The following is a 15,079-nucleotide window of genomic DNA, read 5'->3' on the forward strand; positions in this document are numbered from 1 at the left end:
TTTTAACTAAATAAAAATGATGCTAAACAATATCAATATAACTGCCACGGCTAATAACCGCTGTCTACGCCAACAGTAAAAATAACGGCTTTATAAATAACTATCCTATAAATCGTTAACGTGAACTGGCTGCTACTCACATGACAGATAACGATATAGCAAGACTTATAATGAGCTCGAACCCGCAAAAATCAAGCACTGCCACTCAACTACTATTCAAAAACTGGCTATATGGCTCACTCTTTATTTGTCAGTTATACTGTTAAATCAGACATTTAGCGTGCCTAATCATCAGTAGCATAGCCACATACAAAAACCAGATACAAAAAGTGGTCGGCGTAAAAAAGTGCTATGATAAACCATAATTTTAAACGCGCGCAGGTTTATTATGAATTATCTTATTAAGTCAAACTCGTCAAGCGCTTATATCGCTAGCAAGCTGACAGGTAAACTCCTGAGCAACACTGGCATAAGCTTATCATTACTTGGCGCAATCGTACTAACAGTGTCAGGCTGTGCCACTACCCAAAGCCTGACCCCGCAGCAATGTCAAAGCAGTAACTGGCAAGAAGTCGGTTATGCCGATGGTCTACAAGGTCGTTCAGGGGCTTACTTCGGGCACTATACCAACAGCTGCGCCAGTGTCGGAGGCGCCAGTCCTAACCGCATACAGTGGGAGCAAGGACGACAGCAAGGTCTCAAAAACTACTGTACCGAGCTGAACGCTTATAAGCTCGGTCGCGAAGGCTATGACTGGCAGCCAGTCTGTCCATTAGAAGGTATTGAGAAATTAGAAGAAGCTTACTCTCAAGGACGCTACTACTATATCCGTCAGCGCGATCTGGATTACTTGCGCTCGCCTTATCCGTTTGGTTACGGACATCTGGGCTTTGGCTACCGTCCATTTGGCTATGGCTGGTAAAAAGAAAACCTCAGTGATGACTTAATTTGAGGTTTAAGTCGTCACTGAGGTCGGAGAGAAGCTTATTATTTTGATCGTTCTTATTATTGTTATGGCGCTCGTGCTATTCATTGGCTTGTTGATTTATATCGACAATTTTTTGCTGTAACGGACGTTGCATTTCGCTGCTTATTACTACTTACTACCGTTTATCGCTGCTATTATTCATTGACAAAGGCAATCTTGGTAAGTCCTGCTTGACTGGCAGCCGCCAAGACCTGAGCGACCGTATCATACTTACCTTCTTTATCGGCGCGCAGTTGTACTGAAGGATCTTTGCCGGTTGCGCCTTGCTCCTGCAAACGCGCCTCTAGCGCTTCCATGCTGATGGGATCGCTGTCCCAAAATATCCCCGCGTCTTTATCAATACTGATTTGAATGGCTTCTGGCGGCGTTTGATTGACCTCAGCACTGGTCTTTGGCAAATCTAAAGGAACCGTCGGATTCAGCACGGTCGCTGTCAATAAAAAGATAATCATCAATACCAGCATGATATCGATAAGCGGAATGAGGTTCATCTCATTCATACCTTGAACGTCATCATCACCCAGTTGAAATGCCATAATTATTCTCAATACTTGTGTTTATTGTCATGCCACCAAGAGGTGCTTTTTTATTCTGCCACAGAGCTGCTGTAGTGGCGCGCTTGCTGCGTGTCTACTGCTGCATCGATAGTATTTGAGCGATTGCCTTTAACCGCCTGCACCGATGTTGCGCCCGCATTCGGGCTAGTAGACGATGGCACAGGCTCAGCAGACCCGGACAACAGATCATGTGCTCTATCATTGGCTTGATACATCACACGGCGATTGATACGTACTGCTAGGTTGTAAAACACCACAGCTGGAATAGCCACAGCGATACCAAGACCCGTCATAATTAGTGCCTCACCAACGGGGCCTGCCACTTGTCCCAATCCTGCCTGTCCACTCATACCAATATTATGCAGCGCGTGGAAAATGCCCCACACCGTGCCAAATAAGCCGATAAATGGCGCGATCGCTGCCGTCGTTCCAAGAATAGGTAAGCCGCGCTCGCTGGCAAAACGGTAGCGCCCTATGTGCTTGAGTAACGTCTGTTCAGTGACCAAACGACGAGCGGCAGCATCGGAGCCGACCAAATCGGCCTGCTTTGCTTGTAGTTGTTGACTCAAGTCATCTGCTACACTGGTCGCCAGTTTGCGACTTTGCAATACGCGGACGATACCTGTCACCCAAGAGAGAATAGATAACGCAAGTAACAAAAAGAATAACGTCTTTGTCACCATGTCGCTGATCTGCCAGTATTGCATAAAGTCCATATCAGACTCCTTAATGTTTTATGCCATCACATGCTACTAAAATGAGTATCATGCCTTGTCTTATTATGAAAGATTATCAATAAATACGTTGTTATAAAATATAAATACTTAAGGAACCGCATAGCTGATCGGCAAGGTCACATTGCCCACCACGGGTGCGCCATTCTTGGTAAAGGGTTTGAACTTGCCAGAGCGTACTTGACGCTGGGCTTCTTTATCCAGCAAAGTATTGCCTGAAGACTGCGCCACTCGCACGCTATCGATACCACCTTGTTTATTGACACGCAATACCAATACCACGTTGAGCGTATCACCTGAACGCGCTCTACGTGCCGCACGATCAGGAAAGCTAAAGTTTGGCGCAGAGGCCCAATTGGCAGCGCTCGCAGTAAAGCTTACAGGCTCATTACTCTGTGCTCGAGCAGCAGCTTCCGCAGCTGCCTCAGCTGCTTCTCTAGCGGCTTGTGCTTGGGCGGCGGCTTCTGCTTCTCTAGCAGCTTTTGCTTGTGCCGCAGCCTTAGCATCCGCGACTCTTTTGGCTTCTTGCGCTGCTCTGTCTTGTGCTTCTTGAGCGGCTTTTTTGGCTCGAGCAGCAGCCTCTTTGCGCTGTTCATCAGCAGCTGATGTATCAACTGTCGGTTCTGGGCTGATCTTTTTGGGTGCTGCTTCTTTTGGTACAGGCTTTTGACTACTCTCAGTAGATGTTTTTTCGGTTGCGATGATTGGCGGTGTTTCAGATACTTTTTTCACCACAGGCTTCGCTGGTTCTATAGGTGTCTCGACACGCTTCTTAGGCGGTGGCTCTGCTTTTGGCTTTTGTACAGGCTTAGGTTGCACTTCTTTTTTGACGGTGACCTTTTTGACCTGCTGCACAGGTTCTTTCGTTTCTACTTTCGCTACTGCATTATTAGCAGGTAACGTCACAAACTCTATTTCGACAGGCGTGATATCTTCTTTTGGCGCAGGCTGTGGTTTGGGCGTTTTGATCACCGCCAAGGCGACTGCGGTGAGTACATGCAGCCCTACTACTACGAGAAGAGATAGCAGTATCAATCTGGTTGGTGGTGTCTCTAAATCCGTTGAACTCATAACAGCCTAATGTTTATTATCCGAGGTGGAATGGCGTTGATAATAATGCAAACGATAATTATTATCAATAATAATTTATAATATTTTCTTTGCTTTGTGAACTCATTGCCTCTTATCTCTGACAGATGTCCTATAACTATTGAGCATTACTGCCATCTCGCCCGTATTTAGCTCGCTTTTTTAATAAGTCTTTTAGATAAATACTTATCGTCAATAAAAATCATTATCATTATTATTATTGATAATGAGTCTCAACTACTTTATCATAACGGCTGTTTGGTTTTTCCGTATCATGATCAAAAACTGATACCCATAAAAATATCCAAACCATAAAACGCTCAACCCAAAAGAATAAGGCTAGAGAGTAAAACTGACAGGCGCTCTATCGGCACCCCTTTGATATGAGCATTACTCTGCCCAGCTGCTCTCATCATTTTCTATTTCTATTGTGCTACCTGTGCAGTTGTCTTATTAACAGACTGCTTAAACATCCTGATATACCGAGTCCCTTATGTCTACTACCCCATTATCACACCGTCGTACTAATCCTATTTTTAAACGTCCATTATTGATGATGACAGCTCTAGTCACTGCTATCAGTGTGACAGGTTGTAGCTCGCCTGAGACTGACACCGCTGATGCTACAGCTACCAATCAAACGGCCAATGAGTCGTCAAACGTGGCCAATAACGATGCCGTCTCTGCTGAAAAAATCACGGTGAATACGGTTAAGGGTGATGTTGAATTGGCAATGAGTCCCTCACCGTTGGTGGTTTATGACATGACCTTGATGCAAGACTTGGCAGCACTAGATGTGGCTGTTGACGGTATGCCAGGCAGTTTGTTGTTAGACAATTTACACTCAAAAACGCAGCCTGAACCAAAAGCGGTCGGCACTGTGTTTGAGCCAGATCTTGAGGCATTGAATGCCATGCAACCACAAGCAATATTGGTGGGCTCACGCATGGCAGAAAAGTATAATGAGCTGTCAAACATCGCGCCGACGTTGGATATGTCTATCGACACGGCTAATATTTATGAGTCGAGTAAGCAGCGTTTGCATGATTTGGGTGCGTTGTTTGGCAAAAGCGATCAGGCCGCTAGATTGCAACAAAACATAGATACGCTTATTGACGAGACAAAGGGTGTCACTAAAGATAAAGGCACTGGTCTGGTCGTTATGGTTAATGGCAATAAAATGTCAGCATATGGCGATAAATCTCGTTACGGGTTTATCCATACGGTGCTAGATGTGCCAATGGCAGATAAGCAAATTGCCGATGCCCCTCATGGACAGCCGGTCTCTTTTGAATATATCCAAAAAGCCAACCCAGACTGGTTGTTTGTTATCGATCGCAGCGCCGCGATTGGTGAAGATGGTATCGGTGCCAAAGCCGTATTGGACAATCCGCTGGTCGCGCAAACCAACGCTTGGAGCAAGCAGCAAGTGGTTTATCTAAGCCCAGACTCTTACCTAGCGTTTGGTGGCTATTACCAATGGATGCAGGATCTCACAACGATTAAAGATGCTTTTGCTAACGCTAAATAACGTCGTTCTCTATACAAGCGATTATTGCACAAGTAGGTAATTATTACCGTTAACCTTGCTCATTTTTAAGCCAATAAAGATTATGTCGTTATTTTCACACCGTGCTCGTGCTAGGCTCAAACCTAACGCTTCTCTGCCAGTATCAAATTGGCAAGGAAGCGCTAGCCATACTTTAGGCTCGAAATATCGACGTGCTGCCATGCCACCGTGGTTAATCAACACCGCAAGCCTCATTATCATGGGGCTTTTGGTGTTATTGAGCTTATCTATTGGTGTGGCTGACTTTTCGTGGTCGGGTATCTTACAAAGTATCATTAGTCATAGTGCAAACTCTGATAGCTCGCTACTACTGGTCAGCCGTATCCCGCGCACCGTTGCGATTATTTTGACGGGCATTGCGATGGCAGTGGCGGGAATGATCATCCAAGTGGTGCTAAAAAACCGCTTTGTAGAGCCGTCCATGGTCGGTGCTACCCAAAGCGCCGCGCTCGGTTTGCTGGTAGTCAGTCTGCTATTTCCTGCCAGTGCGCTCATTGTGAAGATGAGCGTAGCGACCATCGCCGCTGTATTCGGCATGATGCTATTTATGCTATTGATTCACCGTATTCCGCCGACTGATTTTTTGATGGTTCCACTGATTGGTATTGTCTTCGGCGGCATTATCGAAGCAGTCACTACCTTTATCGCCTATCAAACCGAATCGCTACAGATGCTCAGCGTGTGGCAGTTTGGGGATTTCTCAGGCGTCTTGGCAGGTCGTTATGAGCTTTTGTGGCTCACGGGCGCGCTGTGTGTACTCGCCTATATCATCGCCGATAAGCTAACCATCGTTGGTTTGGGTGACAATATCGCCTTGAACTTAGGTATTAGTAAACGCCAAGTGACGTGGATTGGTGTGGGGATGGTGGCCATGATGAGTGCCGTTGTCGTCGTGACGGTCGGTATGATTCCTTTTATTGGCCTCGTCGTGCCAAACATTGTGAGCCGACTGATGGGAGATAAGTTGCGTCGTAGCTTGCCTGCAGTCGCGCTACTTGGTGCTTCGGCAGTATTGCTGTGCGATATTATCGGTCGCTCGATTCGCTATCCATTTGAAGTGCCTGTTGCCACCATATTTGGCGTGGTCGGTACAGTGCTGTTTTTATGGCTATTACTGCGCGCGCCAGCTGAGCAATAAGACTAAGCAGTAAAGCTGAATAATAAAACAGCAATCTTTAATCGATTAACCACTCACTTACCGTCGTTCATTTTTTGCCTTATTTAGATAAGCTTGGCATCATAGGATTTATTTATGTTCTCATCAACTAAGCTTAGTGCCACAAAGGCTCGTTCTACGGAAACCAACACAGCGATAGATAACTCATCTGCAGCAGATGGTCAGTATTCAGCTGCTGCCCAAGGTCAGTTGGCAAAGCTTTGGGCATGGATAGCTGCGCATCCGAAATCCATTGCAGCTATTATTCTACTGATCTCGATGACCTTGTTTATGACACTCAATGTCAATGGCTATTGGGACTTTGCGCTACCGCTACGCGGCAAAAAACTGCTGGCACTGATGGTGGTTGGCTATGCGATTGGCGTGTCGACGTTATTGTTTCAAACGTTGACTCACAATCCAATTCTAACGCCCTCCCTACTCGGGTTTGATTCGCTCTATGTTTTGCTACAAAGCTTACTGGTTTTCTTTTTAGGGGCGATTAGTTTTACCAGTCTCGATCCTATTGCCAAGTTCACGCTAGAGATTGTCCTGATGTTTGGGGCATCTTTATTATTATTTAAGCTATTATTTTCTAAAAGCAGTCAGGATCTGACACGCTTGATATTGGTGGGCGTTATCTTTGGTGTGTTGTTCCGCAGTTTATCAGCACTCATTGCACGGCTGATTAACCCTGATGATTTTGTGGTCGTACAGTCCGCTAGCTACGCGCAGTTCAATACGGTCAATCCTCAGCTATTAGGCATTAGCCTATTTATCTGTATCATCACTGCGGTGTTTGTCTGGCGCTGGCGCTGGCGCTACCAATGCGATGTGCTGATGCTCGGACAAGCCCAAGCCATTAACCTTGGTATCCATTATCAACGTCTGGCATTTGGCCTATTAACTGTTATCGCAGTGCTAGTCGCCACAGCCACGGCACTGGTCGGTCCAGTGACTTTCTTTGGTCTATTGGTTTGTGCATTGACCAATCGTATCGCTCGACACATGTATCATACTGAGCGGCTGATATTGGTCAGTTTGGTCGCTATGATTTGCTTGGTGTTGGGTCAGACACTCTTTGAGCAAGTGCTAGATATGGCAGGCGTATTGTCCGTTGTGATAGAGCTCGCAGGTGGCCTCGTGTTCTTGGCATTGATATTTATGTCCCAGCGCCGTTCGTTATAACGACTTAGCCGACATTGTTTATTTGGCTGATGCTGTTGATAAAGAAAGCCCTAAGACTTTTTAAATAAGACGATTATGATTAAACTGAATAATATCTCTCACCATATTGGCAAACAAAAAATCTTGCATGACATTACGTTGTCCCTACCAACGGCGCAGGTCATTGCTTTGATTGGGCCTAACGGCGCTGGAAAATCGACGTTGTTTTCTGTCATGGCTCGCTTGCAACCGTTACAGGCTGGGCAAGTGAGCTTCGCTGTAGATAATGAGGAACGTGATATTGTCAGTTGTCAGGCGCGCACACTTGCCAAGACGGTCGCGATGCTCGGACAAGACAACCATGTACAAGGACGACTGCGCGTGCATGAGCTGCTGATGTTTGGTCGTTACCCTTATCATCAAGGACAACCAACCGCAGAAGATCAGCAAAAAGTACAGGAAATCCTCGAACGCTTTGAGCTTGAGCCACTTGCCGAGCGTTTCTTGTCAACGCTATCAGGTGGACAGCGTCAGCGCGTGCTGATTGCGATGATTGTCTGCCAAGATACGCCCTATCTATTGCTTGATGAGCCACTCAATAACCTAGATATGTATCATGCTGGTCGACTCATGCGTGAGCTACGTACGCTTAGCCACAGCCAGCAAAAAACCGTGGTGATCGTCCTACATGATATCAATCAAGCAGCACAATTTGCCGATACGGTCGTTACAATGAAAGCAGGAGAAGTGATGGCTGTTGGTCGCCCTGCTGATGTTATTACTCAAGAGACAATGAAAGATTTATACAATGTCGATGTGACTGTGCTCAATCATCAGGGTCGTCCTGTGATTGTTGATACGGTGTAAAACCCCACTTCTTCTTATGTAAAAAAGCTCAATATAATGCTAGTACATTGGTACTAGCACTATATTGAGCACATCAATTTTATGTTTTAATATCTATTTGAGCTTTTGCAACGCCTTTAAACGCTGCTGTCGGCCTTTCCACCATAGATACACACCTGTCCCTGATAGCACCGCAACTGCCAGTCCAATCATTGCCAAAAATGCTTGATACAGTCGATGGCTCCAACCTTGACCGACATGTCCCATATGCAGCGTTGACAGCCATTGGTCTACTTTGTTACCAAAACCGCTTTGATAACCAAAACTAACACGCGCAACCTCTCCTGTGGCAGCATCAACCGTAATAGATGACGCGCCGCTGTGTATACCAATATCTCTATCTGTTTTGAAACGCATTTGCCATTGCTCGTCCTCTGCAACCCAGCGGATACCCAATAACTGCTGTACAGCCGTGCCATTCTGCCGCGCCGCAATATCGGCTTGGGCACTCAGATAGGCAATGCTGTTACTCTTATTGACTGCTTGAGCAATGGCATCCGCTGTATTGCGGCTATCGTTAACAGTCGTATTTGAGTTTATAGACTTATCTGCCCTACCCTGATTTTCTACTGTTTTATTCGGTTCAGGCTTGGTTGGCGGTTGCCCTCTTTCTCTTGGCGTCAGTCCGACCACTGCCTGCATCACAGGCTGATAAACGGGTTTTAAATTAAACCCAACGCTTGACCAAGCGATGACAAACAGCATCACCCATAGCCACAGACCAAAAGCATGATGCACATCATAGTTAAGCTTAAAGGTATTGGTCTTGCGGCGAATTTTCCATGCAGGTAGCCAGCGCTTAAACAGCGAGGCGCGTTTTTTGCTAGAGACTTGTTTTGACTGACTCGATTTGACTGCTCGAGGAAACGTTAAGTAAAAGCCAATAAAGCAATTAATCGTCCAAACTAGCGAGACGATGCCCAAAAGCCATTTACCAATATTACCCAGCAATAAATCACGATGCAGCCAAAACACCTTCCACATGGTGTTATGCCATGCCCATGCCTCCTTATCACGCGTACCGATAATCGCGCCGGTATAAGGGTCAACATACACCTCATGGAAGGTTGGCTCAGGTGCGTCTAAACTGGCATTGCCGCGCCATCTGTCTACCGAAAACACCGCTGACTTGCCCGCCTCAATGGTCGTCGGCAAACTTGAAAAACCATACTGCGGATAGGTACGGATCACACTATCATGCAGCGCAGCGACAGACTGTATCGGCGTGTTTTGTGCCTCGACACGCGCCAGTTTATGGTTAAACAAGTCATCTAACTCATGATGAAAAGCGAGCAGCGCACCCGTGAGACTGGCAATGATTAAAAAGGCTGCCATAGCAAGCCCAGTATAACGATGAATCCACAAGCAGGCTTGACGAGGATTGAATGTAATCATTGGTCTTGGTTCTTTATTATATGTTGTTTGGGTAGGTATTTATCCATTAGCACGTCATTGCTGCTATAGCCAATCCAAAAGCCAGTAGGCAATAAAAAGCCAGCTCCCATGTACAGACAGCTGACTCTATAAGTACGATTAGACTCAAACCAGATAAGCTATATTAGAACTGATACGTTAAAGACGTTTTGATATTACGTCCCATCTCAAAATCAGTATAGGCATCATCGATAGAGTTGCGAGATGCATGACTTGCATAAGTCTCATCAAAGATATTGTAGACACCTAGCGTGGCCTTTAGACCTTCGATTTGAGTTGGTGCATAAGTCATAAAGATATCATGCACGTCATAGCCTGGTTTTTCGTTGTCATCACCGGCGGTATTTGGTGTCACATCGGCGACATAAGTACTGCGCCAGCCAAGCTCGGTGGTGCTGGTTGGAGCGTAACCAAGATTGACCATGTACTTGTCACCAGACTCTGAGCCACTGCCGCTGACAGAAGAGATATTGTAACCCGTATCTTCGCCTTTGCTACGTGCACGAGCATAGCTTAGACCCATGTTGAAATTATCTGCGCGATAATCAGCTGATAACTCTACGCCTTTGATCTTAAAATCTTCGTCATTGTTGATGACACCTTGGCAGGCTTCAGGGGCAGCACTTGTACCTAGTTGCCCAGTGGTACAATTCATACCAGTTCTACTGCCACCTGCACGTACGAACTCAATATAGTTTTCGATATTGGTTTCAAAGTACTTAGCGCTCAGTTTTAAAGAGTCATCAGCCATGGTCAAACCACGCAGCGTTGTCGCAATACCGACTTCTGCATTGTCACCTTCTTCTGCTTTTAGGTCATTGTTTACATAGGTATCAACACCGTCGGAATTAAAGATCGTTTGGCTAAGATCTGGGCCATTAAATAACTGCGTATAGCTCGCAAATAGCTGGGTACGCGGTGCAATCTCATAACTGGCGGCCAATGCGCCAACGACATTGTCGTAAGTCTTGCCAGCCGATACGTACTCTGGAGATTCATAACGGTCATAGCGGACGCCTGGCGTTAAACTAAGCTTGCCCATCTGCCATTGGTCTTCCAGATAGACTGAGGTATTGGTTGCCTCATCAGTGCTCGCTTTGCCAAAATCACGTGTCATCTCAGATTCTTTTTTGTAATGCTCAACCCCAGCGATGAACTTATGAGTCCCTGGCAAACCATTGATAATAGTGCTATCAACGATACTGGTGTTCTGTATTTTGCCGCCTGTGGTTTTGACTTCCGCATCAAACTCAAACCCAGGTACGCCATCAGAGTTACGCAAAATCTGCGTGCTGGTCTGATATACATTGGCGTCTACATTGACCAACTGGTTGGCAGGACTGTATGCGTAGTCAAGCGCATAGGTATCGCGTTTGACTTCCTGCGGGATGATTGGGTTCCAACCACCAGCAGGAAAATCTGGACGTAATGGGAACTTGCCTTTGTTTTCAGTACGGCTAAAGCTAGCGCCCACATGATGATCACTACCGACATACGCACCCGCTTTTAATAAGATGTTTTCGCCTTCGCTATCTTCCGTTTGGATTTTACGGCCTTTACCATCTTCACCAGCATTAGCATCACGTTTGCCATAATAAGCCAGTAAATCAACATTTTCTGTTGGCGCACCATACACAGTAGCTGAGGTTAGCAGTTCATCATTGTTGCTGCCGTAGCCTGCATGCAGCTTAGCACCTACTTTTTGACCAGGCTTAAGTAAATCTGCCGCGTCGACTGTCTCAAAAGCAACCGCACCGCCGATAGCATCATTACCGAGCGTCACTGAGTTATTGCCTACCGACACCTCTGCTTGTTTTAGCAGATCTGGATCAATCGTGACATCACCCATGTGGTAGAACAACGCGCCTTCTTGACGTGCGCCATCAATCGTTACTTTTAGGTTGGTATCATCAAGACCACGTACACGAATACGTTGGTTGACTGATGAGGTACCGCCTACGCTTACCCCCGGTACGACGTCCAGAAAATCGCTCAGATGGCTTGCTTGAGCTGCTGGCGTATAGTCATCTATATAGACAGAGTCTTCTTGTACACTATCGCGGACAGAGCTATTTGCTGTCACGGTAATCGTTTGCAACGTCGTATTTGGCATATCTGCTGCCGTTGCAGCACTGGCAGCTTGTGCACACAATACCGCTGCTACACCCATAGATAGCACAGTCAATCTGCTAGATAACTTTACTTCGCGCATAACACATCTACTCACTTTATTTACTGTCAAAAATTAGAATTATTTTTAAAACCTATCATCGAATAGTCCTGAAAATAACGCCTATCAGAAGATTCATTACCTTAAAAACACTCAATCATGTCGTGCAAATAACACTATTAATACTAATGATAATGATTAGCGTTTAGATAAAGAGAGGCATAATAACTAAGTATTAACAATTTGGCAATAATTAATATCATACATTCTCAATTCTAGTACTTAGTACGCCAGGTGGACGTAGCAATACAACGCAGCAACGCTTGGTACTAACTATAAATATGCTATCGAATATGATGCTGGCCACGAGTTGAATCTATATAAACAAAGCTTAAAAATCATCACTTCTATCATCACGTCTATAGCAGCCTGCTATTAACTTAGCTCATCACTTGTATTTCTTGTACTACTGTACTAGAATGCTGATACAAGCCAAAAATATCATGGTTATCCTGGCTATTTTTGATTAAGACGACTGATTATAAGACGATAAATTATGAGTACCGACCCTTATCACAGCTTACTGAGTCATCTGGCAAACTGTACTGATAGCACAGAGATTGAAAAGCTACTCAGTGCCCTGCTGACAGATAAAGAGCAGCATGATATTGCTAACCGCATTCGTATCTTTGACTTGCTTGATCGAGGTATCACGCAGCGTGACATCTCTGAGCAACTAGGCGTTGGTATTGCTACTGTCTCTCGCGGTGCTAGAGCCATGCACAGCCATGATGTGAGTGCATTACTTGCGACTCATAGAGAACGGTCTTAAACCACCGATCCCAATACCGTTTACCCTTTTCCTCATTACTTTATTAATTGTTGATTGACACATATTTGAACCATTTTGGACTTTATTATGACTGCTAGTACGCCCATACATACCCAACCTGCACCTATCGATATCCCGAGCAAACCACAACGTATCAAGCTCACGCAAGATATCGATTTTTTTGCATTATTCAAACGTATTGAGAGCGCTTTTGACACCTGTTATTTGCTCGAATCATTGGGTGAAGAAAGCCACATCTCACGCCACCATGCCATCGGCTTTGATCCTGTGACCACCATCGCTGCTATTGACCGTAATACGCTCGCTATCACGGACAATAAAACGGCTGAAACGACTCGTTATCAAACTGACAATCCTTATCAATTGCTCCGCGCCATCACGCCGCAACACGTCATCGCGCGCGATCAAAGTGGTGGTCTCGTTGGCTACTTGGGTTATGACTGCGTCAATTTTTTTGAGCCAAGCCTGACGGCCAAAGCCAGTGACGACTTTGAGCCGTTCAAATTCGGTGTCTATTTAGATGGATTGACGCTCGATAAAATGACGGGTGAGATTTTCTACTTTTATTATCCAACCGCTCAACAGAATAATCGTATTGAGCAAATCAAAGCCCTACTTGATGAGCCAGTTCCCAGCTACGAAGCGCCCACCGTTGAATTTTTGGGCGATGGTATGAGTCAAGAGGAGCATGCCAAGGTAGTGATGCAGGTCAAAGAAGACATCATCTCTGGTCGTATCTTTCAGTGTGAGGTTGGCTTTAAGTCCAAATATCGCATTACTGGCGACAAGATGCCGATTTATGAAAAACTACGCGCGGTGAATCCTTCACCGCACATGTATTTTATGAAATTTGCTCAGCAGTGCATCATTGGCGCTTCCCCTGAGCTACTGTTTCGCTTGCGTCAAGGCGAGATGGAAACTTACCCACTCGCAGGTACTGCCAAGCGTGGCGTCGATGTAGCAGAAGATCGCAAACTTGCTCGCGCCCTACTCAACGATGATAAAGAAATTGCCGAGCACAATATGTTAGTCGACTTGCATCGTAATGATATTGGCCGCGTGGCGCGATTTGGCACGGTAAAAGTGCGTAGTTTGATGGACATCAAGCGCTTCTCGCACGTACAGCATATTTCCTCTGAGATCGTCGGCATCCTGCACCCTGACGAAGATATGTTCAGTGCCCTTGCCAGCAACTTCCCCGCTGGTACGTTATCAGGCGCTCCTAAGGTAGAGGCTATTAAGGTGATTAACGAGCTTGAACCAGATGGTCGCGGCGCGTATGGCGGCGCGCTGGGTTCATTTAACTTCAATGGTGATTGCATCTTTGCCATTCCAATTCGTAGCCTATTTATCAGTGGCGAGTCAGCCTACGCACAAACGTGCGGCGGCAATGTCTATGACTCAAACCCAGCCGATGAGTATCTAGAGATTCAGCGTAAACTGTCGGCGATGAAAGTCGTATTAGACAGCTTTATGCAACCATAATCACCCCTATTTTTATCAAAGAGTTTATGACCCATGAATGTTTTAATTATCGATAACTACGACTCGTTTACCTTCAATCTGTACCAATATGTCGGCGAGATTCTGCAAACCTTGAGCGATGATAAAGAAACCAGCGTCACCGTGAAGCGCAATAATGAGATTACCCTCGCAGAGGTAGAAGCAATGAATCTTGATAGAATCATCATTTCACCTGGCCCTGGTTCCCCTGATGATCCTGCCTATTTTGGTATATGTAGCGAGGTCATCGAGAAACTGGGCAAAACTGTGCCAATACTCGGCGTGTGCCTCGGTATGCAAGGTATCGCGCATGTGTTCGGCGGCGATGTGATACGCGCTAGTGTGCCGATGCATGGCAAGGTCTCATCGATTCGCCATGATGGTAAGGGTATCTATCAGGACTTGCCGCAAGCGCTTGAAATCATGCGCTATCACTCACTGGTGGTAAAAGCCGATACCATCCCAAGCTGCCTAACGATCACCTCAGTTGTCGCCAATGAGAACCGTGCTGATTTAAGCTTTGATGAATCTGCGCTGACGGGCGATGAGATTATGGGACTAAAGCACAAAGAATACCCAATCCAAGGCGTACAATTTCACCCTGAATCCTTTGCTACTGAAGGCGCTAAGCGGTTGCTGAGTAATTTTTTACTGCAGGTGTAAATGCTACTATCTAGCCATGTCTTCCATTTTAAATGACAGTCGATTGAATTTAGACCACGCCCTAGTAGCAGTTTATAATCTTTTAATGATAGACTGAAATAACAAACAAAAGACAGCCCTTGAACCGGTTGTCTTTTCTTATTGCAGTATGGCTTGGTGCCTTTACATCACAGGCGCTTTAGCAATATAGTCGAACCACTATTAAAATGTTACAGCGTTAGACTCGTTTAGCCTACTACTGTAGCACTTGCACTCGTCCGCCTTGTACCACTTTTAATATTGATTGACT

At 45.7% G+C, this 15,079-nt stretch carries 13 protein-coding genes; 8 read left to right on the forward strand and 5 right to left on the reverse strand.

Translation table 11 applies throughout. The annotated features are described in order from the left end of the window. Positions 1-388: 388 nt before the first annotated feature. Positions 389-922: a DUF2799 domain-containing protein gene (locus tag B3V51_RS11775; protein ID WP_058024115.1), complete on the forward strand. Its 534-nt coding sequence runs from the start codon at positions 389-391 to the stop codon at positions 920-922. 200 nt (positions 923-1,122) lie between these two features. On the opposite strand, the gene B3V51_RS11780 is transcribed toward B3V51_RS11775, so the two are convergent. The 3 genes from B3V51_RS11780 to B3V51_RS11790 all read right to left on the reverse strand — a co-directional run bounded on the left by B3V51_RS11780 (position 1,123) and on the right by B3V51_RS11790 (position 3,350). Further along, positions 1,123-1,524: an ExbD/TolR family protein gene (locus tag B3V51_RS11780; protein ID WP_071002155.1), complete on the reverse strand. Its 402-nt coding sequence runs from the start codon at positions 1,522-1,524 to the stop codon at positions 1,123-1,125. 50 nt (positions 1,525-1,574) lie between these two features. Beyond that, complete coding sequence (locus B3V51_RS11785) at positions 1,575-2,261, reverse strand: MotA/TolQ/ExbB proton channel family protein (RefSeq protein ID WP_071002156.1); 687 nt, start codon at positions 2,259-2,261, stop codon at positions 1,575-1,577. Positions 2,262-2,369: 108 nt separating this feature from the next. Continuing rightward, entirely contained in the window at positions 2,370-3,350 is a 981-nt protein-coding gene (locus tag B3V51_RS11790; RefSeq protein WP_284719610.1) for an energy transducer TonB, read from the reverse strand. Positions 3,351-3,861: 511 nt separating this feature from the next. Between B3V51_RS11790 and B3V51_RS11795 the strand changes: the two genes are divergently transcribed. The 4 genes from B3V51_RS11795 to B3V51_RS11810 all read left to right on the forward strand — a co-directional run bounded on the left by B3V51_RS11795 (position 3,862) and on the right by B3V51_RS11810 (position 8,128). Beyond that, entirely contained in the window at positions 3,862-4,899 is a 1,038-nt protein-coding gene (locus tag B3V51_RS11795) for a siderophore ABC transporter substrate-binding protein (RefSeq protein WP_093070508.1), read from the forward strand. A gap of 199 nt (positions 4,900-5,098) precedes the next feature. Continuing rightward, positions 5,099-6,076 (forward strand): ABC transporter permease, encoded by a 978-nt coding sequence (locus B3V51_RS11800; protein WP_071002159.1) that lies wholly within the window; start codon positions 5,099-5,101, stop codon positions 6,074-6,076. A 114-nt stretch (positions 6,077-6,190) separates the two neighbouring features. Continuing rightward, a complete protein-coding gene (locus B3V51_RS11805) occupies positions 6,191-7,282 on the forward strand; it encodes an iron chelate uptake ABC transporter family permease subunit (RefSeq protein ID WP_286708481.1) in 1,092 nt (363 codons plus the stop codon). A gap of 75 nt (positions 7,283-7,357) precedes the next feature. Then, entirely contained in the window at positions 7,358-8,128 is a 771-nt protein-coding gene (locus B3V51_RS11810; RefSeq protein ID WP_093070513.1) for an ABC transporter ATP-binding protein, read from the forward strand. A 93-nt stretch (positions 8,129-8,221) separates the two neighbouring features. Here B3V51_RS11810 and B3V51_RS11815 read toward each other — a convergent pair whose 3' ends face one another. Both B3V51_RS11815 and B3V51_RS11820 read right to left on the reverse strand, forming a co-directional pair. Beyond that, the gene (locus B3V51_RS11815; protein WP_186473871.1) at positions 8,222-9,562 is read right to left on the reverse strand and encodes a PepSY-associated TM helix domain-containing protein; all 1,341 of its coding nucleotides are present in this window, start codon (positions 9,560-9,562) and stop codon (positions 8,222-8,224) included. A gap of 163 nt (positions 9,563-9,725) precedes the next feature. Next, positions 9,726-11,813, reverse strand: a complete 2,088-nt coding sequence (locus B3V51_RS11820) for a TonB-dependent receptor domain-containing protein (protein ID WP_186473869.1) — start codon at positions 11,811-11,813, stop codon at positions 9,726-9,728. Between the two features lie 514 nt (positions 11,814-12,327). On the opposite strand from B3V51_RS11820, the gene B3V51_RS11825 reads away from it, so the two are divergent. The 3 genes from B3V51_RS11825 to B3V51_RS11835 all read left to right on the forward strand — a co-directional run bounded on the left by B3V51_RS11825 (position 12,328) and on the right by B3V51_RS11835 (position 14,790). Continuing rightward, positions 12,328-12,603, forward strand: a complete 276-nt coding sequence (locus B3V51_RS11825; protein WP_093070521.1) for a Trp family transcriptional regulator — start codon at positions 12,328-12,330, stop codon at positions 12,601-12,603. Between the two features lie 87 nt (positions 12,604-12,690). Continuing rightward, positions 12,691-14,109: an anthranilate synthase component I family protein gene (locus B3V51_RS11830; protein ID WP_286708482.1), complete on the forward strand. Its 1,419-nt coding sequence runs from the start codon at positions 12,691-12,693 to the stop codon at positions 14,107-14,109. 33 nt (positions 14,110-14,142) lie between these two features. Then, entirely contained in the window at positions 14,143-14,790 is a 648-nt protein-coding gene (locus B3V51_RS11835; RefSeq protein ID WP_186473865.1) for an anthranilate synthase component II, read from the forward strand. The last annotated feature ends 289 nt before the right edge of the window (positions 14,791-15,079 follow it).

The sequence above is a fragment of the Psychrobacter sp. UBA2514 genome, from assembly GCF_002341255.1.
Taxonomy (GTDB): Bacteria; Pseudomonadota; Gammaproteobacteria; order Pseudomonadales; family Moraxellaceae; genus Psychrobacter; species Psychrobacter pacificensis.

Bases quoted from the DNA above. Each gene is read 5' to 3' on its own strand.
- B3V51_RS11800 (WP_071002159.1), top strand. From the start codon at position 5,099: ATGCCACCGTGGTTAATCAACACCGCAAGCCTCATTATCATGGGGCTT.
- B3V51_RS11830 (WP_286708482.1), top strand. From the start codon at position 12,691: ATGACTGCTAGTACGCCCATACATACCCAACCTGCACCTATCGATATC.
- B3V51_RS11790 (WP_284719610.1), bottom strand. From the start codon at position 3,350: ATGAGTTCAACGGATTTAGAGACACCACCAACCAGATTGATACTGCTA.
- B3V51_RS11810 (WP_093070513.1), top strand. From the start codon at position 7,358: ATGATTAAACTGAATAATATCTCTCACCATATTGGCAAACAAAAAATC.
- B3V51_RS11835 (WP_186473865.1), top strand. From the start codon at position 14,143: ATGAATGTTTTAATTATCGATAACTACGACTCGTTTACCTTCAATCTG.
- B3V51_RS11780 (WP_071002155.1), bottom strand. From the start codon at position 1,524: ATGGCATTTCAACTGGGTGATGATGACGTTCAAGGTATGAATGAGATG.
- B3V51_RS11785 (WP_071002156.1), bottom strand. From the start codon at position 2,261: ATGGACTTTATGCAATACTGGCAGATCAGCGACATGGTGACAAAGACG.
- B3V51_RS11825 (WP_093070521.1), top strand. From the start codon at position 12,328: ATGAGTACCGACCCTTATCACAGCTTACTGAGTCATCTGGCAAACTGT.
- B3V51_RS11795 (WP_093070508.1), top strand. From the start codon at position 3,862: ATGTCTACTACCCCATTATCACACCGTCGTACTAATCCTATTTTTAAA.
- B3V51_RS11820 (WP_186473869.1), bottom strand. From the start codon at position 11,813: ATGCGCGAAGTAAAGTTATCTAGCAGATTGACTGTGCTATCTATGGGT.
- B3V51_RS11815 (WP_186473871.1), bottom strand. From the start codon at position 9,562: ATGATTACATTCAATCCTCGTCAAGCCTGCTTGTGGATTCATCGTTAT.
- B3V51_RS11805 (WP_286708481.1), top strand. From the start codon at position 6,191: ATGTTCTCATCAACTAAGCTTAGTGCCACAAAGGCTCGTTCTACGGAA.
- B3V51_RS11775 (WP_058024115.1), top strand. From the start codon at position 389: ATGAATTATCTTATTAAGTCAAACTCGTCAAGCGCTTATATCGCTAGC.